22 protein-coding genes and 1 pseudogene are annotated in these 20,020 nt (G+C 41.2%); 11 read left to right on the top strand and 12 right to left on the bottom strand.

The window, feature by feature from the left end; genetic code table 11:
* The first annotated feature begins 9 nt into the window (after positions 1-9).
* The 3 genes from EXT48_RS22505 to EXT48_RS22495 all read left to right on the top strand — a co-directional run bounded on the left by EXT48_RS22505 (position 10) and on the right by EXT48_RS22495 (position 2,274).
* Positions 10-396: a membrane protein gene (locus tag EXT48_RS22505; RefSeq protein ID WP_045988345.1), complete on the top strand. Its 387-nt coding sequence runs from the start codon at positions 10-12 to the stop codon at positions 394-396.
* On the top strand, positions 359-1,132 hold the full coding sequence (locus EXT48_RS22500; protein WP_130165864.1) for a M48 family metallopeptidase: 774 nt from the start codon (positions 359-361) through the stop codon (positions 1,130-1,132). The genes EXT48_RS22505 and EXT48_RS22500 overlap by 38 nt, the downstream gene beginning before the upstream one ends.
* A 170-nt stretch (positions 1,133-1,302) precedes the next feature.
* Positions 1,303-2,274, top strand: a complete 972-nt coding sequence (locus tag EXT48_RS22495; protein WP_130165863.1) for a transposase — start codon at positions 1,303-1,305, stop codon at positions 2,272-2,274.
* 67 nt (positions 2,275-2,341) lie between these two features.
* Here EXT48_RS22495 and EXT48_RS22490 read toward each other — a convergent pair whose 3' ends face one another.
* From EXT48_RS22490 to EXT48_RS22475, 4 genes are all read right to left on the bottom strand, one after another.
* Positions 2,342-3,526, bottom strand: coding sequence for a beta-lactamase family protein (locus EXT48_RS22490; protein WP_240703430.1), 1,185 nt, complete (start codon positions 3,524-3,526; stop codon positions 2,342-2,344).
* Positions 3,527-3,862: 336 nt separating this feature from the next.
* Positions 3,863-4,906 (bottom strand): ribosome small subunit-dependent GTPase A, encoded by a 1,044-nt coding sequence (gene rsgA / locus EXT48_RS22485; protein ID WP_130165861.1) that lies wholly within the window; start codon positions 4,904-4,906, stop codon positions 3,863-3,865.
* Positions 4,907-5,297: 391 nt separating this feature from the next.
* Complete coding sequence (locus EXT48_RS22480; RefSeq protein ID WP_130165860.1) at positions 5,298-6,452, bottom strand: iron-containing alcohol dehydrogenase; 1,155 nt, start codon at positions 6,450-6,452, stop codon at positions 5,298-5,300.
* Between the two features lie 10 nt (positions 6,453-6,462).
* The gene (locus EXT48_RS22475) at positions 6,463-7,326 is read right to left on the bottom strand and encodes a type 1 glutamine amidotransferase domain-containing protein (RefSeq protein ID WP_130165859.1); all 864 of its coding nucleotides are present in this window, start codon (positions 7,324-7,326) and stop codon (positions 6,463-6,465) included.
* A gap of 110 nt (positions 7,327-7,436) precedes the next feature.
* Here EXT48_RS22475 and EXT48_RS22470 point away from each other — a divergent pair, with 110 nt between their 5' ends.
* Positions 7,437-8,336, top strand: coding sequence for a LysR family transcriptional regulator (locus tag EXT48_RS22470; protein WP_010369842.1), 900 nt, complete (start codon positions 7,437-7,439; stop codon positions 8,334-8,336).
* An 87-nt stretch (positions 8,337-8,423) separates the two neighbouring features.
* Entirely contained in the window at positions 8,424-8,657 is a 234-nt protein-coding gene (locus EXT48_RS22465) for a hypothetical protein (protein WP_010369844.1), read from the top strand.
* 153 nt (positions 8,658-8,810) lie between these two features.
* Here EXT48_RS22465 and EXT48_RS22460 read toward each other — a convergent pair whose 3' ends face one another.
* Positions 8,811-9,311 (bottom strand): hypothetical protein, encoded by a 501-nt coding sequence (locus EXT48_RS22460; RefSeq protein WP_130165858.1) that lies wholly within the window; start codon positions 9,309-9,311, stop codon positions 8,811-8,813.
* Positions 9,312-9,543: 232 nt separating this feature from the next.
* On the opposite strand from EXT48_RS22460, the gene EXT48_RS23765 reads away from it, so the two are divergent.
* Positions 9,544-9,699 carry a hypothetical protein gene (locus EXT48_RS23765; protein ID WP_165384137.1) on the top strand — a complete coding sequence of 52 codons (156 nt, stop codon included), beginning with the start codon at positions 9,544-9,546 and terminating at the stop codon, positions 9,697-9,699.
* Between the two features lie 170 nt (positions 9,700-9,869).
* Positions 9,870-10,277: a Fic family protein gene (locus tag EXT48_RS23965; protein WP_306419084.1), complete on the top strand. Its 408-nt coding sequence runs from the start codon at positions 9,870-9,872 to the stop codon at positions 10,275-10,277.
* Between the two features lie 71 nt (positions 10,278-10,348).
* On the opposite strand, the gene EXT48_RS22450 is transcribed toward EXT48_RS23965, so the two are convergent.
* The 6 genes and pseudogenes from EXT48_RS22450 to EXT48_RS22425 form a co-directional block, all read right to left on the bottom strand.
* Positions 10,349-11,227, bottom strand: coding sequence for a helix-turn-helix domain-containing protein (locus tag EXT48_RS22450; protein ID WP_130165857.1), 879 nt, complete (start codon positions 11,225-11,227; stop codon positions 10,349-10,351).
* 46 nt (positions 11,228-11,273) lie between these two features.
* A complete protein-coding gene (locus tag EXT48_RS22445) occupies positions 11,274-12,137 on the bottom strand; it encodes a helix-turn-helix domain-containing protein (RefSeq protein ID WP_130165856.1) in 864 nt (287 codons plus the stop codon).
* 44 nt (positions 12,138-12,181) lie between these two features.
* Positions 12,182-13,045, bottom strand: a complete 864-nt coding sequence (locus EXT48_RS22440; RefSeq protein WP_130165855.1) for a helix-turn-helix domain-containing protein — start codon at positions 13,043-13,045, stop codon at positions 12,182-12,184.
* A gap of 248 nt (positions 13,046-13,293) precedes the next feature.
* Positions 13,294-13,914 (bottom strand): hypothetical protein, encoded by a 621-nt coding sequence (locus tag EXT48_RS22435; RefSeq protein ID WP_130165923.1) that lies wholly within the window; start codon positions 13,912-13,914, stop codon positions 13,294-13,296.
* Between the two features lie 352 nt (positions 13,915-14,266).
* Positions 14,267-14,539: pseudogene (locus EXT48_RS22430) on the bottom strand (helix-turn-helix domain-containing protein); the annotation flags it as partial.
* Between the two features lie 271 nt (positions 14,540-14,810).
* Positions 14,811-15,686 (bottom strand): helix-turn-helix domain-containing protein, encoded by an 876-nt coding sequence (locus EXT48_RS22425; RefSeq protein ID WP_130165854.1) that lies wholly within the window; start codon positions 15,684-15,686, stop codon positions 14,811-14,813.
* A 784-nt stretch (positions 15,687-16,470) separates the two neighbouring features.
* Here EXT48_RS22425 and EXT48_RS22420 point away from each other — a divergent pair.
* From EXT48_RS22420 to corA, 4 genes are all read left to right on the top strand, one after another.
* Positions 16,471-17,331, top strand: coding sequence for an alpha/beta fold hydrolase (locus EXT48_RS22420; RefSeq protein ID WP_130165853.1), 861 nt, complete (start codon positions 16,471-16,473; stop codon positions 17,329-17,331).
* Positions 17,332-17,334: 3 nt separating this feature from the next.
* Positions 17,335-17,958 carry a TetR/AcrR family transcriptional regulator gene (locus EXT48_RS22415; RefSeq protein ID WP_045965554.1) on the top strand — a complete coding sequence of 208 codons (624 nt, stop codon included), beginning with the start codon at positions 17,335-17,337 and terminating at the stop codon, positions 17,956-17,958.
* Positions 17,955-18,446: a GNAT family N-acetyltransferase gene (locus EXT48_RS22410; RefSeq protein ID WP_130165852.1), complete on the top strand. Its 492-nt coding sequence runs from the start codon at positions 17,955-17,957 to the stop codon at positions 18,444-18,446. The genes EXT48_RS22415 and EXT48_RS22410 overlap by 4 nt, the downstream gene beginning before the upstream one ends.
* Positions 18,447-18,531: 85 nt before the next feature.
* The gene (gene corA / locus EXT48_RS22405; protein ID WP_130165851.1) at positions 18,532-19,488 is read left to right on the top strand and encodes a magnesium/cobalt transporter CorA; all 957 of its coding nucleotides are present in this window, start codon (positions 18,532-18,534) and stop codon (positions 19,486-19,488) included.
* Between the two features lie 12 nt (positions 19,489-19,500).
* On the opposite strand, the gene EXT48_RS22400 is transcribed toward corA, so the two are convergent.
* Positions 19,501-19,953, bottom strand: coding sequence for a GNAT family N-acetyltransferase (locus tag EXT48_RS22400; RefSeq protein WP_130165850.1), 453 nt, complete (start codon positions 19,951-19,953; stop codon positions 19,501-19,503).
* Positions 19,954-20,020: the final 67 nt, after the last annotated feature.

Raw genomic sequence — 20,020 nt, 5'->3', positions numbered from 1 at the left:
GGAGTTTGCATGGACGAAATAGCATTAAGAGAACAAGAAGAAGCGTTGAGAAATCAAGTTGCTCAGCTAAGTCCTGAAGCGCGCAAGCAGTACTACCAACTAGAAGAACAGCTAGTAAAAGATCCGGATACTTACGCCGTACTCAATTACTTCTTTGCCGCAGGTTTACATCACTTTTATCTGGGTAAAACTGCACGTGGTGCTATTAATCTAACCTTGATGCTAATAGGGCTTGCGCTTATTCTCTTTTATGGCTGGATACTGCTAATTTTAGTGTGCTTAATTGAGCTACCTCAGTTATTTAATAGCCAAAAAATAGTGAGAAAATACAACATCGATGTGATGCGAGAAGTGCTAGATGAGCTCAAAGATACACAGCAGAATCAAACAATCTAAAGAAACGCAGTGGCTTTGGATTATAGCGGCCACAGTTGTGGTCGTTTTATTTAGTGGTTATCAGTTTTATACCAAAGGCGTGCCTTACTTCGCTGAAGAGATCTCAGCCTCACTGCCCAAACAAATCTACCAAATCATCGACGAAGGTAGCCTAAATGAGCTAGATAACTCGGAATTTTCTGAATCAAAATTAAGTGAAATCAAGCAGCAAGAGACTCGAGCTTTATTTGTCTCATTGCTTGGCGCTAACGCATCGAGTGAACGTGAATTTAAACTTGAATTTAGGCAATGGAAAGATAAAGCCAATGCCATGGCACTGGCCAATGGTAGCATAGTGATCACCGATAACATGGTCGAACTGGCATCGACTCAGCAAGAACTTAGCGCAGTGTTACTCCACGAGATTGGCCATGTGGAGCATAATCACGTGATGGAATCCCTTGTAAGCTCGTCTATCGTATTCGTCAGTTTGAGTGTCGTATTGGGTGACATCTCTGCGCTCTCAGATCTTATGATGCAAGGCGCAATGTTAGGTATCAACCAAAATTACTCTCAACAAGCTGAGCTCGAGGCTGATTTGTACGCGCACAACAAACTAATGGCGCTATATGGTAATAATGATGCGATGATCTCTATATTCGAAAAACTCGCCAAGGAAAGCGACGAACAGCATAGTTGGTTAAGCACACACCCAAGCTTTGAGCAACGCATCGAGCAGCTGCGACAAAAGCCATGATCCTTACAGGTTAAAGTGGGTGTCTTGTTAAATTCCGTTGTTAAATTCTGCTCAGTACAAGCTTTTAAAACAGCTTTTAAAAAGACACCCACCCATTTAGTATTTCATTTGTTAAATTGGCTAAGACAATCTACTCTTAACATACATTCAAAGGATTGAAGGTATCTATTATGGCCACTGCACGCTGCCGACAAATTTGTCTATCAGAAACCAAATATTATCACTGTATTTCTCGCTGTGTTAGGCAAGCCTATCTTTGCGGTAAAGACATAGCCACTGGGCGCTCTTACGAACATCGCAGGGATTGGGTTGAAGAAAAGCTACTCGCCCTTAAAAAAACGTTTTGCATTGATGTCTGTGCATATGCGGTTATGAATAACCACACCCATATAGTTCTACATGTTGATATTCAAAAAGCCAAACGTCTAACTGACAAAGCTATTATCATTCGCTGGCACAAGCAGTTTAAAGGCAATTGGCTCACACATAAGTTTATTCGTAATGAGCCATTATCAGATGCGGAAAGGTCAATACTTGATAATACTATCAATATATATCGATCGCGCATTACCTGTATCAGCTGGTTTATGAGAACACTTAATGAGTATATTGCACGACGAGCAAATCAAGAGGACCAATGTACAGGTCGGTTTTGGGAGGGGCGCTTCAAATCACAAGCACTACTTGATGAAGCTGCACTTGCTGCGTGCATGGCTTATGTTGATCTAAATCCCATTCGCGCTAACCTCGCTAAGCTACCTGGAGAATCTAAATACACGAGTGTAAAAAAGCGTATTGAATTAGCCAAACAAGGAAAGCAACCTCGCTCACTATTCCGATTTGCTGGCAATCCGAGAAAGCATATGCCTAAAGGTATACCGCTTGAGCTGTCATCATATCTCGAACTGGTCGAACTCACAGGGCGTTGCATAAGAAGTGACAAAATAGGTTACATTAAAAACAAACAACCGATTTTAGACAGGTTAAATCTAACCTCTAAGAACTGGATAACCCTGACAACACAATTTAGTACTGTGATCCATGGAGCTGCAGGTAGCTCAGCAGCAAAGCAAAAATATTGTGATTCACTCTCAATTCAACGGCGTTCAAATATATCCAATTGTGTAGCACTTTTTGGTTAATCATCAAATCAATTAATAATTGAGAACCTAGACCAATTGCGCCTTAGCGAGAAGCAATATAGCTTGCTTATTCATGCATCCATAATGCAGGCCAATCATAAACTTCAGAAATGGCTCTAGAGATTTCATGGATTAATTGAAAGCCATTGTCTGAGTTTGTCATAACGACAAAACCTCGGCCAACACTAGCAAAAGACACGGCATAGCAAGTATACCCGGCATTCCCACCACTATGTCTAAGTCTATAAGCGTTACCTTCTCCATCGAGTCCTATTCCTGTACCACCAGCACCGGGAACTCTAGTAAGCATGACTTTCGCAAGATGTGGAGATAATAAGCTTTCTTCATCACCACGATAGGATTTACCTAGAGCAATCATAAATAATGCTAAATCAGAAGGAGTACTCCATAACCCCGCAGCTGCCTTTTCAGGATATAGCCGATAACCTCCAGCGATCATATTTGCTTGTAAATCATGACCTTTAGCAACTCTATATTGAGGCAGATTCAGCGACGCTAACTTAAAAGAGCTGTTATTCATGTTTAGGGGCTTTAATACCTGCTTTTCCATTAACTCAGAGAATGACAGCCCACTACTATCTTCCATCAACAGTTGCAAAACTGTCATGCCACCACCTGAATAAAATTCAGACTTCCCTGGTGTTTGAAAGACTCTAACTGATGGGGAATTACTCAACTCACTCCCTTGTAAAACCTGTACGAGCGAAGGAGTTTTTTGGTTTCTGCCATAACCAGCGAACCCTTGTACATTGAGCCCTGAAGTGTGACTCATAATTCGACTGGGTGTCACTTTATTTTCTTTAGTAAATTTATTATTGGGGACCTGCCAGCGTGTAAGCTTACTGTTTACATCTTCATGTAGTCCAAAACGACCTAGCTCTATCATCTTAAAAGCACCAAAGCTCGTTACAGCTTTAGAAATAGAAGCAGCCTGAAACAGCGTATCCGGCGTTACATTCACTTTTGAGTACTCATCTGTAACTCCGTAACCTTTCGACCAAAGAATATGATTATTATCAAAAACAGTAATGCTAACCGCAGGGACGCGGTATGTGCTCATTCTGGATTGAAGTGTACTCGCTGTTTCACTACTCACTCCGCTATCATTAATTTCGCGAATACTCTGCTCGAATACTCGTTGTTTATTTACATAACCTGGTGCTACAGCTTCCAACTTTTGTTCTGCACAACTCGCCACTGTAACCAAAGTTGCCACCAGTATGATTTTCATGACTCTCATGTATTGGCCTTAATATTCAAACGCTAAAATATTATTGTCGTATTGAGGTCTTAAAAAGTTTGCTTTGACGACAATTAAGTTTCAAACATCAAACTAACTGTAGCGCCCGTATTGTTGGCATATGCAGACACCCACTTTATCGTCACAGTTTAAAAATTGGTGTCTTTTTAATGTTTTTAACTTATTACCTCAAAAGATAAAGTGGGTGTCTCTTTAGCCGTACTTTAGCGTAGAAAAACGAAACCAAAGTGGAGCGAGTCCACTTTGGTTTAAGATAAAACAGAACTAGCTAGTACTGCCCAGTTGAATTAGCTCAGTTGTACTAGCTCAGTAGCCCTTTTTTAGTCTTCTAGTATCGCTTTGTACAAAACGATACTTCTTTGCAAGTGCTCTTTCCTTGTCTCTCTTATCTTTTAGGCTGGCGTTGTTTCTTTGATGTTCACTTCTTAGTTTTATGAAGTTGTTGAAGCGCCTAACTTCAAGTTCTCCACTCTCTATCGCTTGCTGAACAGCACATCCGGGCTCATTTTGATGCGAGCAATCACTGAAACGGCAGGCGCTTTCTAACACTTCAATTTCTGCAAATGTTTTACTGATCCCTTGTTGGCAATCGGCTAGTTGGATCTCTCTCATTCCTGGCGTATCGAGCAGCACTGAGCCATTGTCCATAAAATGCAACGAGCGAGCAGTTGTTGTGTGCCGCCCTTTTGCATCATCTTCACGGATTGAACCGGTGAGCTGTTCTTTACACCCTAACAGCGTGTTCACCAAGCTGGACTTACCCACACCTGATGAACCTACAAATGACAACGTTTTTCCCGTGCTACACCAAGCTTTTAGACACTCAACGGAGCTCGGCTCCAACGCGTTTATCGCTTCGACTGTCAAAAATGGGTCCAACTCCTGAACGAGTTGTACTTGCTGTTGCCAACCGTCAACCAAATCCTTCTTAGTCAAAACAACAATTGGCTCCACTTGCGCTTCATTAGCCAGTGCTAAGTAACGTTCGATCCGGTTTAGATTAAAATCCTGATTTAGCGAGCAAACAATAAACAGGCTATCGATATTTGCGGCTATCAATTGCTCCGCGACTTTACTGCCAGCAGCTTTCCTTGAAATAACCGATTTGCGGGATAATAGCCTAATAAATTGATAATTTTCATCCAACAAAACCCAATCACCAACCGTCATACTAGGCAGTAATACATGAGTAGCTAAAGAAATTTGCCGTGATTGCAACTGGATTAAATAATTACTTCTGTGGTGCGCTATCACGCGGCCAAGATTTGATGATTCCAGTTCTGTTAGTGTCAGTTGCTGTTGAAAAAATGCTTGCCAACCAAGCTGTGTTGGCGAATAAGATGTATTCATTATAAAATCTCAAAAATGCAGAAAGACTGCAAAAATCAAGCAGGGTTAATGAATATCATTGACCCCGGAGAAGCCCGTTAGGCATCACACCGGGTAAAAGGAGTAAAAATTTAGAAGAGACGAAAGTTAGCGTCTACTAATCACACCTAGCTACAACTTTTACCGGGTGGCTCAATAAAACAATCATCAAATTCTCCTTAAACTTTTTTGAATACTGCCGTAGATTAGCACTGAAGATAGGCGAGGTAAACCAAGTATTTCACGCAACCAATTTCAATAATAGATTAAAGTTTTGTGTTTAAAGCGATATCAATCATGCAATTTTTGTATGTTATCTGGGCTAAAATAAGAGCAGACGCTGATCCGCCTGCTCTTGTGATTTTAATAAGCTTTACAACGCCAACATCAAAATCTCTTTCGCCTTCGCTAAATCAATATCGCCGTGCTCACCTAGCGCCGTCATGCCGTTCTTTTCTAGATTAGCGATAACTTCTTGTACTGCTTTTTCGTCTAATTGGTAATCAGCTAAACGCGTTTGCACCGCCATCGACTCAAAAAAGTCTTGAACTGCTTTTATCGTTTGGTCAATTTGCTGTGCTTCGTCTGCGGCTGCAATACCAAATACACGCTCACCAAGTTGCTTGATTTTCTCGGCTTTTTTGTCTCGTTGCACATACATCACCGCAGGTAATACAATCGCAAGCGTTTGCGCGTGGTCAAGGTTATACAATGCCGTTAGCTCATGACCAATCATATGCGTTGACCAATCCTGTGGCACGCCTTGACCAATAAGACCATTTAGCGCCATAGTTGCAGACCACATAACGTTTGCTCTTACATCATAATTGTTAGGCTCGCTTAACGCCTTTGGCCCTTCGCTGATAAGCGTTTGTAAAATACCTTCTGCGAATCTGTCTTGCAGTGGCGCATTTACTGGATATGTTAAATACTGCTCAATCACGTGAACAAACGCATCCACTACCCCATTACTCACTTGGCGAGGCGGCAGTGAATAGGTGTATTCTGGATCGAGTACCGCAAACTGCGGCTGTACCGTCGGTGACGAAAACGCACGCTTTTGCGAAGTTGCCTTTTTAGTAACTACTGAGTTGCCGTTACTCTCAGAGCCAGTCGCAGGTAAAGTAAGTACAGCACCAATCGGCAATGGGTTGCTAAAGCTTGCGCCTTTTACCAAAATGTCCCAAGGCTCACCGTCAAAATTCACAGCTGCCGCCACAAACTTTGCGCCGTCAATAACACTGCCGCCGCCAACCGCAAGAATAAAGTTCACATCGTTTTGCTTTGCTGTCGCGACCGCTTGCATTAGTGTTTCGTATGTTGGGTTTGGCTCCACACCACCAAATTCCACAACCTCAACACCTGTCAATGCACTCATAGCTTGGTCGTATACACCATTGTTTTTAATTGAGCCACCGCCGTACAGTAGCAGCACCTTTGCTGTCTCTGGTAATCGTGAGGTGATTTCACTCATTTGGCCTTTACCAAAAAGAATTTCGGTTTGATTTTTAAATACAAAATTAAGCATGCTCAATTCCTTACTGTTTAATATTCGATTCTTTCGCTAACATTTCTAGCAGCTTTTCTGCTAGTAATGAGTCTGAAAACGGGTTTTGCCCCGTAATTAGCTCTCTATCAACAACCACTTTTGGCTGCCATGCATTTGCAAACTGCATCTTTCCTCCAGCCTGAGACATAGCTGCTGCTGGGTAAAAGTTGAGTTTTTCGCCATTTAAAGTACTTTCAAATACTTGTTCTTCTGGGTTCGAAAATATCGTCATTTGATATCCGTCATAAATCCAGTTTTTCGCTTGAACAGGTGACTGTGTTGTTAAACTCTTATAATACGCTTTTGGTTCACTTTGCGCCGATAGCAACGTAATTGGGCCGTGGCAAATCGCGGCTGTTGGTTTATTCTCGCGGTTAAAATGGCGCAAAATTTCTCCCACCTGCGGATTATTCGCCAAATCAATTAATGGTGCGTGTCCGCCTGGAATAAATACCGCATCAAATTCGTCTAACCCCGCAGCAAGGATCTCGCTAAAACTTGCGGTATCATTAATATCTGGCAGGTTAGCAATAAATTTTTTGATGCTTTGTAATTTAGTTTCATCACCGCCAAAGTAATCAACCGTCACTGATTTTTGATCAACAGCAGGGGCATTGCCTTTTGGTGTTGCTAATACTAGTTTATATCCAGCATCCACCAACGCCTTTGCTGGGATCCCAAACTCATTGAGGTAGTAACCTGTTTCTATTGTCTCGCCACTGGCAAGTTCCATCGAGGTTTCGCTCGAAAGTAACACTAATACCTCTCCTTCACTTGCATGAGCGCTAAGCGCAAGTGCTGAACCCAACAACGATGACACCCACACTATCGTATTCACTAAACTCTTGTTCATGCCGGCTCCTCATACCAGTTCAATATCGACAAGTTTAGGCGATTTGCGGATACAGGAGAATTCGGATAAATTGGTAGGAGCAATCAGAATATTTATGGCTCAAGTATTTTATGTCTCATCTCACCCAACTAAAAACCTTTGTGGAAGTATACCGCTGCAAAAATATCACCAAGGCAGCGGCCAACTTGGGGATGTCGCAGCCGGCTGTCACGGCACATATTCAAACCATGGAAGCGGTAGTAGGAAAAGCCCTGTTTGAACGTCAAGCAAGAGGCGTGAAGCCGACGCCAACGGCACATGACTTAGCGCTGCAGGTATCTGGTCATATCGATATTTTAGAGCAGAAGATCACCTCAATTCGAGCACGCTCCAACGCGGTATTTGGCACACTAAATATTGCCGGCCCCGCGGAGTATTTAAGCTTTGTCTCCGGTCCACAAATCGCCAACTTATTGCAAGCGGGCAACATTAACGTGGTACTTCATATTGGCAATAAAATTAACATTTTCGACGCACTAATAAACGACACCGCAGACATCGCCATTGCCGCCTCTGCGCCAGATCCCACAACCTTTGACTATCTCGTTCTAGACAAAGAGCAATTGTGGCTAGTGATGAACCGTTTAGAGGGCCGAGAAATTCAAGACAGCGATATTACCGCCGACTTACTCTCAAGCTATAACGTCGTCACGTACGATCAAGACTTGCCTTTGGTTAGACAATACTTTGACCGTGTATTTAATGCGAGCTGCAACTCTAATGTGATCGCCATTTGTCCAGACATTAGAGCAATTGCTAACATTATTCGCTCTGGAATAGGTTACTCCGTCCTCCCCGATTATCTCTGCCGAGATCTCATAAAAGCAGGTGAACTGATCCAACTTGGCCCCGTAGGCCCCGAAAATAATATCTATTTGGTATGGAAAAAGGGCGCGTTAAAACACCCTCGCATTGCCTTTGCAAAGGATGTGATCTCCGCCTTTGCTAATATTAATTATCTTTCGAATTAAAAAGTTGTAAAAAATTATTTTCCGCAGATTTCTGCTGAGAATTCCTGTTACTTTGCTGTAAATTAAAAGAGACGGGTTGGAACAACAATGGACTATCAAAGCCAATATCGTGACTTAACTATTTATTACGACGCACTAAAAAAAGCAACAAAGCAAAGTGAAGCGGTACCAGACACCACAGAAAAATGGCTGGCACTCGTAGAAACGACCTTATTTGAACTACAAGAGCTTGCCCATATGGAAAAGGCTTATATGCAAAAATCAAGAACGATGAATAACCTAATTGAGTTGGTGTACTCCAGTGCCCCAAGCATGGACTAGCAACTAAAGGTTATTGCTGTTGAGTTTTGCATTGACAAGAGTGCTACTATTAGCACTCTTTTTTTCGCTAGAAATAGAGTTAAACAAATTTAAAGTTTGAAAAATTAGCAACTTAAGCTTTACGGCGCAGATAACCTGCGAAAGCTCAGAATGTTATGTGTGCTGCTGATAGGCCTTCAATGTAGCAAAGATCTCCTCAGACAGTTCAGCAAACACACCGTGGATCCGCTCTGATAGCGCTTTTACATTGTCGAAGTCAGGGTTAGCAAGCATTAAAATTTCAAAGATTGACCACTCAGGCATAACCTCTTGATTCACCCATTTGATACCCTGTAACTTTGTCCAATAATCAATCTGAACATCCTTTGTTTGCCCAAGGAGCCAAAGTTCGAATTGCACCTCTTGATGGTTCAACACCACTGCCAATTTGAGTTTGTGTTTTTTAAGGTAATCGTTTTGTAGATAAAAGTATGTAAAGTCAATATATCCGTGTAACACGTTTGCGACTGTTAACTGGCCTTTATATTGCCTACTGAATTCAGCTCTGAGACTTTGAACAATAGCAACGAGATCCTTATAGGTTCTCTGCAGTTCGCCACTTGCAAATACCATTTTATAGGCTGGAATTCGAGCACTAAGACTTTTATTAGACATGTTGTCCTCTGAGTTTTTCAGGCACATAGACAAAATGACCCACACACGAAGCTAGCTTTGCAAGGAGCCTGAGTCATCATTAGATTGTCAAATATCATATCAAACAATCAAAGTCGAGTGGCGCTTCATATACGCCAAGCTATGGTGTAAGTAAAAGAAGCGGGCTGTTTTGAACTATTGGCATAACTATAGTGCTAAGTTATACTTAAGAAGTCAGACAAGAGGTGTATTTATGGCTGTTACTTCGGTGAAAAAAGCAAAAAATGTTCAAACATTTATACCTAAAATGAGCAACTTTGAAATAAGCGCTAAATACGAAGGTCTAAGTTTTAAAAAAGAGAGCTTGAGCAAATCAATTGCTGATTTAAAAGCAAAATATGCGAGATAAATACGGCGTTGCTCAGGATAGCTATTGTTATCCAAAATCTGACGTACTAGTTGTTAATAAGCTTAATATTACAGATGCAAATGAGTTAGCGGAAGCTGAGCTAGCGTTTACCGCCTTTAGATATAGTAAATACTCTTCTACAATCAAATCCCTCCACGAATTTAGTTTAAATCATTTACGACATCTCCACTGATTTATTTCAAGATGTATATGATTGGGCTGGCGAGATTAGAACTGTTGACATTTCCAAAGGGGAAACTCGGTTTTGTACTTGTTCACGAATCAATGTTGAAGTACAAAAGCAGTTCCAGCAAATTGAAACATTGGATATAAACGCAGCTAAACCAGAAATCTTAGCCCAGCTTGCGGATATCTACTGTGAATTAAATATTATTCATCCCTTTAGAGAGGGCAATGGTAGAACTCAACGTTTTTTCTTTGAGGAGCTACTATTTTTCTTAGGCTTTTCTGTCAATTGGCCAGACATATCAAAAGATGAATGGGTTCAAGCAAATATAGATGGCTATTACGGTAATTTAAATCCACTAAACACCATCCTAACACTCGCGACGAGATAGCTTACCCCATACGTTTAATGCCTGAATGGTAGCGAGTGCTAATCCACATACAGCACGAAATGTTAACAGCCCTATTTTGGTGCTGACTCAAGGTACCCAACTTGTAGCGGAGCATTTCTTCGAGCTATAAACCCGATATAAAGTACTGCGACACACAGCAACATAGGCACTGACTTTAAGTAAGCAAAATAGTCATAAAAAAAGGTTACTTCCCAGAACACCTTTGCGGTTTCTTCGTTTATACCCATTCTATCTAGGTTACGAAGAAAGTTTTCCATCAAGGCAAAAAAATCTATTAACGCTAAGGTCAAAACTAAGAAATGTAATGGCCCCTCCGCATAGTTTCTTTCAAACACAGAAGGACTTCTTCCTCGGGTAAGCAACACCGCAAAAGCCATCCGATGTTTTAGTAAAAAGAGTAATAAAAGGCTGAGTGAGAGCTGAATTGAAAACGCAAATATATTTTCTATAAAGTAGCTTTCCACAACAGGGAAGATCGCGATGCGAAGCGTATATATCGCTACAATTGCAAGAAAGTAAGGCACGGCAAAACATAACGTCAGTAGCTGACTATTTTTGTCTTTGTAAGAGTAAAAGAACAAAACTAACAATAAGATAAACAAAGTAGATTCAAAAATAATTACGCCAAAAGCCGATCCCAAGATTAGCGTAAGAATACTGCCTTTGTCCTTCATATCGTCTGGATACAATCGTGAGAGCGCTTCGGTATCATCCAAAATATCGGCGAGTTTGACTCTACATAAGTCAGCAAACTTCATTAACGTACCAAGCTTGAAGGAGCTAACGCCATTAAGGTAGTTGTCTAACGTTCGCATGCCAATCCCGAGGTGGCGACATATATCTTCTCGAGACATCCCACGTTTATGCTTTAGACCTTTTATTAGCAGTCCTATGCGCTGGCTTACTTCGTACTCTTCTGGCGTTTGCATCGCCTCGCTATCCTTCTATTTCCGTGATTTACTTATCGACTTATTATTACGCGCTTTGGGGCTGCTGCGTATTTCTTTTCCGTGCGAGTATTCCTGCATAGAGGAGTACTAAACTGAGTAAGATCGGCGGGGCTTTAATGTATTCGTAATAATCATAAAAGAAAGTTAATTCCCAGAATGTTTTAGCGAAATCTTCATCCATACCGATATGCTCTAAGTTGCGAATAAAATTTTCCATCAATGCGCAAAAATCAATGAGCGCTATCATCATTGCTAGGAAGCACAGAGGTGCCTCGATAGGGTTTTTCTCAAAGACATCTTCAGACCTGCCTCGCGTGATAAATACAGCAAATTTCATTCTATATTTAAGTAAAATGAATAAAAGTAAGCTTAAAGACAAGTTAGTTGAGAAAGCATAAATATTTTGATAGAAGGCATTAGTAACCACGGGAAAAAGAACAAAATGCAGCCAGTAGTTAGCTACATTCGTTAACATATAAGCAGTGACAAAAATTGCGACCATGCATTGACTGTTTTTGTCCTTATATGAATAGCAAAGCAGTCCAATTAATAAAAGCAAGAAAACCGACTCGAACAGCATAGCGGTTGTACCTAAGCCGAAAAGCAATGTAAGAATACTGCCTTTGTCTTTCATATTGTCTGGATATAGTCGTGAGAGCGCTTCGGTATCATCCAAAATATCGGCGAGTTTAACTCTGCAGAGATCGGCAAACTTCATTAACGTACCAAGCTTGAAGGAACTAACGCCATTAAGATAGTTGTCTAGCGTTCGCATGCCAATCCCGAGGTGGCAGCATATATCTTCTCGTGACATCCCGCGTTTATGCTTTAGACCTTTTATTAGTAGCCCTATGCGCTGGCTTACTTCGTACTCTTCTGGCGTTTGCATCGCCCACCATCTCCTTATTCCGTGATTTTCTTATCAACTTATTACTACGCGCTTTGGGGCTGCTGCATATTTCTTTTCCGTGCAAGTACCCCTGCATAGAGAAGTGCTATACTAAGCAACATCAGCGGGGCTTTAAGGTATTCATAATAATCATAGAAGAAGGTCAACTCCCAAAATATTTTTACCTTCTCTTCATCCATACCTAATCGATCTAAATTGCGAATAAAATTCTCTATTAGCGCACAAAAATCAACAACTGCTAGGATCAGAGCAAGGAAGTAAAGTGGAGCTTCAACAAGGCTCTTCTCAAATACTTCGGAAGATCTTCCTCGCGTGATAAGCACCGCAAATTTCATTCTATATTTAATTAAAAAGAGCAAAAATAAACTTAGTGCCAAGTTTATTGAAAAAGCGTATACATTTTGAATGAAGCTATTAGCAGCTGCGGGGAAAACAACGTATTTAAGCCAGTAACCAAATGCATTACTTAATGCATAGATCACTACAAAAATTGCGACCATACATTGATTGTTTTTGTCTTTGTATGAATAGCAAAGCAACATAATTAACAAAAACAAAGTGAGTGACTCAAAAAGCATTGCCGTTGCAAGAGAGCCGAAAAGCAATGTAAGAATACTGCCTTTGTCCTTCATATTGTCTGGATATAGTCGTGAGAGCGCTTCGGTATCATCCAAAATATCAGCGAGTTTGACTCTACATAAGTCAGCAAACTTCATTAACGTGCCAAGCTTAAAAGAGCTAACACCATTGAGGTAGTTGTCTAGCGTTCGCATGCCAATCCCGAGGTGCCGGCATACATCTTCTCGCGACATCCCACGTTTACGCTTTAGACCTTTTATTAGCAGTCCTATGCGCTGGCTTACTTCGTACTCTTCTGGCGTTTGCATCGCCCCGTTTTTCCCTTTAACCAAAACACCAAATTAACCCAAACATTACATTCTGTTTAATATAAAGACAAGTAGATGTTCAGGTCGATTAATGTAAAAATGGTATAGGATCTAAATGGGCATAAACTACATAACATTGTAATTAACACATAACTAGGAGAGTCAAGCGCCTGTGTTCGCTTTAATTATTACAAGAACATAAAATAAAAACACAGTGTCGGAAAGATACTGTGTTTTAGGATTTTCAATTAATTTTGAATTGGTTCTCTTTTAGTTCGAACAACCAAACCGACATATAAGAGTGTAATACATAGAAAAGTAGGTACTGCTTTAAGATATTCAAAATAATCATAAAAAAACGTGACTTCCCAGAATATTTTAGCAGTCTCCTCACTAACTCCCATACGATCTAAGTTACGTAAAAAGTTTTCCATTAACGCCATAAAGTCTATAAACACAAGCACCATAACTAGAAAATATAGAGGCCCCTCTGCATAATTTTTTTCGAACACGGAAGCGGATTTTCCCCTAGTCAACAAAACAGCTATTGTCATTCGATGTTTTACTAAAAACAGCAATAGGAGATTGACCAGAAGTTGAAGTCCAAATGCATATATGTTTTCTACAAAGAAACTCTCTACTGCTGGAAAAATAACGTACCTAGACCCAATTGCAACACAAACTTCTAATACAAAAACTGCTGCAAAAATCAATGTAAGCAATTGACTGTTTTCGTCTTTTCTTGAAAAGCAGGTCAGTAAAAAGAGCATAGCGCAGATGATCGATTCAAGTACACCAAACTTTATAACAGATGCAAATAACAACGCTATAATACATGTTATCAACGATAAACTAAAAAGACTTCTCATAATAACAACCCTAACCACTAGAACTTTGTTTTGTAGCTTCGACTCGTTGATTTCTTGGACCTCCGCCTTTGACAGCAGTTGCGCCACATACCAATTTACACCTTGAATAACTAAGAACTTTGTTTATGAGCTTCTTTTGATTCGTTGGCGAAGTCAGGCTAAATAAACTTTTCATATATACTTACTCTCTAATTACTGGCTTCACTTAAACATCGTCTAGGAGTCAGGTTTAGTAGCTTCCGCCTCTACACCCCTAGGAATCTCTCCTTTTGAAGTGCCAATACCACCGTAAATCTGTTTACACAATGAACGACTAAGATCTATTTTTATTGGCTTTTTCTGTGCAGCCTTCATTGTTCTTTTCCTCACTTTTTTCTCCATACAGGCCAGAGAGCTTATCTGTATCTTCTAAAATATCTGATAACTTTACTTTACAGATTTCAGCAAACCGAAGCAATGTCCCAAGCTTAAAGGAGCTAGAGCCATTTAAATAGTTATCAAGGGTCCTGTCACCCACACCTAAACGCCGGCTAACCTCTTCTCGGGTCATCCCTTTTTTGCGCTTTAGCCCCCGTATCAATCGGCCGATACGTTGGCTTACCTCGTATTCTTCTGGCGTCTGCATCGCCCCACCATATCTCTCAATCACCCCAACCAATTTAACCAAAAGTTTACATCCAGTTAAATATAAAGACAAGTAGATGACAGTACTATTTTTAGGTGCATACTCGTAAAACAACCCAAAACAGAAACAAACTTATCATTATATTTGAATTTTTGGTATCAATTGATTTAAGCAACTCTTTCTAAACCTGCTTATTTGTTGTTTTGCAGACCATTAAAATCAATAATTAAAAACACACAGACTTCTCTATTTTTATGTGAAAATCTTCACATTATTGTGTAGGCGCGGCATTTGCTTTATTTAAAACCTGCTTACGGCGCGCTGTTATTCCTGCGTATAAAACAAACATACAGAGCAGATAAGGCACGGCCTTAATATAAGCAAAGTAATCATAAATAAAGGTCAGCTCCCAAAATGGTTTGGCAACTTCTTCATTTATACCTAAACGCTCTAGGTTACGGATAAAGTTTTCCATCAATGCGGCAAAATCAATCAAAGCTAACGTACATGCGAGTGCATAAAGCGGCGCGTCTACTTGGTTCTTCTCAAAAATGCTAGCTGAATTCCCTTTGGTAAACCACGCACCTAAAATCATTCTGTATTTGATCATTAGCGCAAGCAGTAAACTCAGTAAAAGTTGAGTTGCAAAAGCATAGATATTTTCAATGTAATAGCTTTCAATAGCTGGGAAGACGACATAATTCAACCAGTATGCAACAACGATTTCTAACGAAAAAGCAAATATAAAAATTGCAACAATGCTTTGGCTATTCTTGTCATTACGCGCATAAAACAATAACAAAATAAGAAAAGCAAATAAGGTAAATTCAAGGACCAAAACGCCGACAAAATAGCCTGTAAATAGCAAAAAGATATTGCCTTTGTCTTTAATATTTTCAGGATACAAACGCTTCAGCGCCTCGGTATCATCCAAAATATCAGCCAACTTTACCTTGCAAAGATCCGCAAACTTTAACAATGTCCCAAGTTTAAATGAGCTCACCCCGTTTAAGTAATTGTCTAACGTGCGCGAGCCTATACCTAAACGTTTACAGACATCTTCTCGGGTTATACCTCTGGTACGCTTTAACCCAAGTATTAACCTACCTATCCGCTGGCTTACCTCATATTCCTCTGGCGTTTGCATCTGTCCACCATTGTTTTACGTTAGCTCCCTTGAAATTAACCCAAACATTACATTTAGTTAAATATAAAGACAAGCTTCTCTCGATAAATTGCAATGAAAAAACAATAAAGCACTCAATACTTCACCAACTTTACGTAATTTGAAACATTTTCATCGTTTTTCACGTTTAACCGCTCTTTAAAGACAAACCTTATTGAGGGTATGCCCCTCATAGCCCTGAGTAATCCGCAGCCGGCGTTTTAAAAAGATCGCTGGGTAAACCAGCTCCTACATGGTGGTGTGGAGTCAGTATAAGGTGCTTTGTGCAGCGGTTGGTGCCTTATAAAGATCGCTGGGTGAACCAGCTCCTACGCGGGGTGTGGAGTCCGTATAAGGTGCTTTGTGCAGCGGTTGGTGCTTGGTAAAGATCGCTGGGTAAACCAGCACCTACGCGGTGGTGTGGAGTCAGTATAAGGTGCTTTGGCAGCGGTTGGTGCCTTATAAAGATCGCTGGGTAAACCAGCTCCTACGAGGAGGTGTGGAGTCCGTATAAGGTGCTTTGGCGCGTTGGTGCCTTATAAAGATCGCTGGGTGAACCAGCTCCTACGCGGTGGTGTGGAGTCAGTATAAGGTGCTTTGGCAGCGGTTGGTGCCTTATAAAGATCGCTGGGTAAACCAGCTCTTACATGGGGGTGTATCGCTCGGTAAACCAGCTGCAATATTAAAAGGTGATTGTTATGCTTTACAAAAAAGTACAACTGTTCTATTTTAATAAAAGTACAAGTGTTCTTTTTTAGAGGTCAGGATGAAATTCAGCTACTTTAACGACAAAGACGGGTCGCTTATTACCAAGATAAGTCGGGGTGTCACAGGGCTTATGTGCACGCTTGCGCCACCTATTACTTCGAGGTTAGGTCAGGTACTACTGATGAGCCCGCATGGTAAGCGTCAATATCAGTTTAAAAATAAAAAACCCAATGGTGAGCTCAATATTCTGACCTCGCTTGGTCGTGTTCATGTAAACGTGTTTGGCCTTGGCCCGAAGACCGTCGTATTAAGTCATGGTTGGGCCGATAACAGCAGTTGCTTTGATACTTTGATCCCAGAACTCGTTGCAGCGGGATTTTGTGTTGTGGCGGTTGATCATGTTGGGCATGGACAATCTCATGGTAAGCAAGCCCATTTGCTGGCTTTTGTTGAAGCGCTGGATACTTTGATTGAGAAGCTAGAAGCCGACCGCCATGATATCGTAGCTTTGGTGGGACATTCTATGGGCGCTGTGGCGCTGATGAACTTACCGGATTATCGGCTAGAAAATCGCGTGGTTATTAATGTTGCAACTCCCGTGCAGTTTTTTGAGCTGATGTTTGAGCGCGTTGCGCGAGCGGGCATTTCTGAAAAAATGCTGCACCAAGTGTTAGGCGCTATCACCACAAGGTATGGCACGCATTGGCATTTGATCCGAGATAAATTCCACGACGGTGTACTTAAGTTTAAGCCGACATTTATTCACGATACCGAGGACCGATTTGCGCCATTTGAACACGTAGAGTCGCTTATCGCAGCCGCTCCTGAACGTTTAATCCAAACCTCAGGCCTTGGACATCGCCGCATTTTAGGCGATACTGGCGTTATTCAACATATTACTCAAAGAATAACTGCATAAGTGATGAATAAAGGCGAGAGAACGAGACAAACCATTTTAGAGCAAGGTATGCGCTTTAGTAGCCAATATGGCTTGATAGAAGTCACTATTGGTTCTATGGCCAAGCTTTGTGGCTTGTCTCGCAGCGGGCTTATCTCGCATTTTGACAGTAAAGAAGATATGCAGTTGGCGATCCTCGATTACTGTGAAGATCAATTTATGTTGCATGTCGTAGAACCTGCACGGCACCAAGATCCCCTTGTACAACTCAAAATGCTCTTTTCTATATGGGCAAACTGGACTCGCGAATTATTTAATGAGCCACATTCAACTTGCCCGTTTATCAAAGCATTGGTTGAATTTAATTGCTATACAGACAGCCCCATTCATACCAAGGTTACCGAGCAACATAATCGACTATTTAGCTATATCAAGCATAAAATCGGGCAAGGGATTGAAAGCGGTATTTTTCATCCTGAGCTTGATGCTCAGTGCGCGGCGTACGAGCTATACAACTTGTATCTAGGCCATGCGATAGCGAAAAATACGGTACTAACAGAACATGCCAGCGAGTTGTTTAAACGCAATATTGAGCACTTACTTGAAAGTTACCAAGCTGATCCAAAAACACGGAGCGTATCTGCATGATTGAAATAATCTCTACCCCAACCTGCGATATTGTTGAGCAGCTTACTGAGCTATACATCGCGACCTTTTCAGCGCCGCCACGCAATGAAGAAATAGACCAAGCAGCCATTCGCTTGCTTATGGAAAAGGAGATCGAAGAAGGCGAAGTGCGTGTTATTTTTGATGACTCAACAAAGCATCTTATAGGTAGTTTGTCGCTAGTGCCAATCGCCCATTTTAAAGATAAGGCGCGCTTTGATCTTACGTCAGGCCTGTACATTTCGAACTTTATGGTTGATGCGAATATTCGCGGCAAAGGAGTTGGCAAGCAATTACTACAAGACACCTTAGCCTCTACTCGCCAACCTATCCATACTCGTTGTCGAGTAGATGCCTTAGCAGTGAATCATTTATTTCAGCGCCATGGCTTTAAATTGATTGCTAATTACACAACAATCATGAATAACTCGGTTGCGGCGCGTAATATCTACACCTATCAAGCTGAATAATCTGCGGATAATCCTTGGATTATCATTGTTGATTAATACACTCACTCTTATACTTTGCCAAAGAGTCGTCGTGTAGAGTAATGAGATGCTAAGGTTTTTTTCGATTGAACACGGTGTAATTTCCGAAATGGAACCAAGCACCGACACCCCGATTGAAATAGCAATCAAAAACGCCCATTGGATAGATACTATTAATCCCAATGAGGAGGAGCGAGTTGCCCTAGCAAACACGCTAAATATTACCCTTCCTGGTGCGGATGACGTAGAGGAAATTGAAGCCTCTTCGCGCTGTTTTATCGACAGCGAAGGTCTGCATGTACACGCTTTGTTTATGTCTCCCAATGACGGGCGTTTTAATACGGTGACCGTGGCCTGCTTATTACAAAAAAACTGCTTATTAACCATTCGTGATGACGAACTTGCGGATTTTAGGTTGCTGCGACTGCGTGCGCGTAAAGGGCAAGTGGCGTGCGATAACCCAAAACAGCTGTTAGTGACTTTGTTCGACCAAAAAGTCGAAAACCACGCGGATATGCTTGAGGATATGCACCACCAGCTTGAAAAGCTCAGTGCCTATGTACTCGAGGAAGAAGACTCAGATCTAGAAGAAGCCGTTAGTCGTATTTCAAGGCTAGAAGATGCCAACGGTAAAGTGCGCTTATGTTTGATGGATACGCAGCGCAATATCTCGTTTTTAATGCGTCATGTGGGGGTGCAATCTGAAGAACGAGAAACGCTACGTGAAGTCACACGAGATATCGAAACGCTAATGTCGCACTGCGCCTTTCTCTTCGATAAGGTGAATTTTTTGATGGATTCTACGCAGGGTTTTATCAATATCGAACAAAACCAAATTATTAAAACCTTTTCCATTGCCTCTGTCGTATTTTTGCCGCCCACTGTGGTTGCCAGTGTGTATGGGATGAATTTTAATAATATGCCAGAGCTAAACTGGGCATGGGGCTATCCTTTTGCCATTGCTATTATGCTGCTCTCTGGTTTTGCGCCTTATTTATTCTTTAAACACAAAGGTTGGCTGTGATCTTTGGTTAATCTAGAGGTGTAGCTTCATTTCCAGCAGGCAAGGTGTAAATCCCGCTTTTTCATAAGCGCGAATTGCTGCGGCGTTACTACTGTATACATCAAGGTAAAAGTCGTTGACGTGTTGGGTTTTACACCAAGCGATTAAGTGCTCCATGATCTCTTGATTTAAACCTTTACCACGATGCTCTGGTGTTACATACATAAAACCAAGATAACCATGCTGCGTGTGCTGTAACTGCTGTTTAGACGCCCTTATCTGCACATATCCTGTTGCGACTATTTGCTCTGACACTTCACCAATAACCACTAACATATTCGAACAAGTGAGTAATTTCTCAAGATCATAGTATTTGGCGTCTTGCGATTTCATTGCTGCGTTATACGGACGCTCTGCTTCAACCACTTGCTGTTCTAAGTCTAGAAGTGTGGTTAAGTCGTTGATGGTGGCTGGTCTAATTCTCATATTTTTTCCTTAAAAAAAGCCACCTTAGCTTAACTAAGGTGGCAAAGCCACTATCTACAGTGTTAAA

The sequence above is a fragment of the Pseudoalteromonas sp. CO348 genome (assembly GCF_004208845.1).
GTDB lineage: Bacteria > Pseudomonadota > Gammaproteobacteria > Enterobacterales > Alteromonadaceae > Pseudoalteromonas > Pseudoalteromonas maricaloris.
This window is presented reverse-complemented; position numbering and strand designations above follow the sequence as displayed.

Coding starts and splice junctions, on each gene's coding strand:
- EXT48_RS22505 (WP_045988345.1), top strand. CDS start 10: ATGGACGAAATAGCATTAAGAGAACAAGAAGAAGCGTTGAGAAATCAA.
- EXT48_RS22500 (WP_130165864.1), top strand. CDS start 359: ATGAGCTCAAAGATACACAGCAGAATCAAACAATCTAAAGAAACGCAG.
- EXT48_RS22495 (WP_130165863.1), top strand. CDS start 1,303: ATGGCCACTGCACGCTGCCGACAAATTTGTCTATCAGAAACCAAATAT.
- EXT48_RS22490 (WP_240703430.1), bottom strand. CDS start 3,526: ATGAAAATCATACTGGTGGCAACTTTGGTTACAGTGGCGAGTTGTGCA.
- rsgA (WP_130165861.1), bottom strand. CDS start 4,906: ATGAATACATCTTATTCGCCAACACAGCTTGGTTGGCAAGCATTTTTT.
- EXT48_RS22480 (WP_130165860.1), bottom strand. CDS start 6,452: ATGCTTAATTTTGTATTTAAAAATCAAACCGAAATTCTTTTTGGTAAA.
- EXT48_RS22475 (WP_130165859.1), bottom strand. CDS start 7,326: ATGAACAAGAGTTTAGTGAATACGATAGTGTGGGTGTCATCGTTGTTG.
- EXT48_RS22470 (WP_010369842.1), top strand. CDS start 7,437: ATGTCTCATCTCACCCAACTAAAAACCTTTGTGGAAGTATACCGCTGC.
- EXT48_RS22465 (WP_010369844.1), top strand. CDS start 8,424: ATGGACTATCAAAGCCAATATCGTGACTTAACTATTTATTACGACGCA.
- EXT48_RS22460 (WP_130165858.1), bottom strand. CDS start 9,311: ATGTCTAATAAAAGTCTTAGTGCTCGAATTCCAGCCTATAAAATGGTA.
- EXT48_RS23765 (WP_165384137.1), top strand. CDS start 9,544: ATGGCTGTTACTTCGGTGAAAAAAGCAAAAAATGTTCAAACATTTATA.
- EXT48_RS22450 (WP_130165857.1), bottom strand. CDS start 11,227: ATGCAAACGCCAGAAGAGTACGAAGTAAGCCAGCGCATAGGACTGCTA.
- EXT48_RS22445 (WP_130165856.1), bottom strand. CDS start 12,137: ATGCAAACGCCAGAAGAGTACGAAGTAAGCCAGCGCATAGGGCTACTA.
- EXT48_RS22440 (WP_130165855.1), bottom strand. CDS start 13,045: ATGCAAACGCCAGAAGAGTACGAAGTAAGCCAGCGCATAGGACTGCTA.
- EXT48_RS22435 (WP_130165923.1), bottom strand. CDS start 13,914: ATGAGAAGTCTTTTTAGTTTATCGTTGATAACATGTATTATAGCGTTG.
- EXT48_RS22425 (WP_130165854.1), bottom strand. CDS start 15,686: ATGCAAACGCCAGAGGAATATGAGGTAAGCCAGCGGATAGGTAGGTTA.
- EXT48_RS22420 (WP_130165853.1), top strand. CDS start 16,471: ATGAAATTCAGCTACTTTAACGACAAAGACGGGTCGCTTATTACCAAG.
- EXT48_RS22415 (WP_045965554.1), top strand. CDS start 17,335: ATGAATAAAGGCGAGAGAACGAGACAAACCATTTTAGAGCAAGGTATG.
- EXT48_RS22410 (WP_130165852.1), top strand. CDS start 17,955: ATGATTGAAATAATCTCTACCCCAACCTGCGATATTGTTGAGCAGCTT.
- corA (WP_130165851.1), top strand. CDS start 18,532: ATGCTAAGGTTTTTTTCGATTGAACACGGTGTAATTTCCGAAATGGAA.
- EXT48_RS22400 (WP_130165850.1), bottom strand. CDS start 19,953: ATGAGAATTAGACCAGCCACCATCAACGACTTAACCACACTTCTAGAC.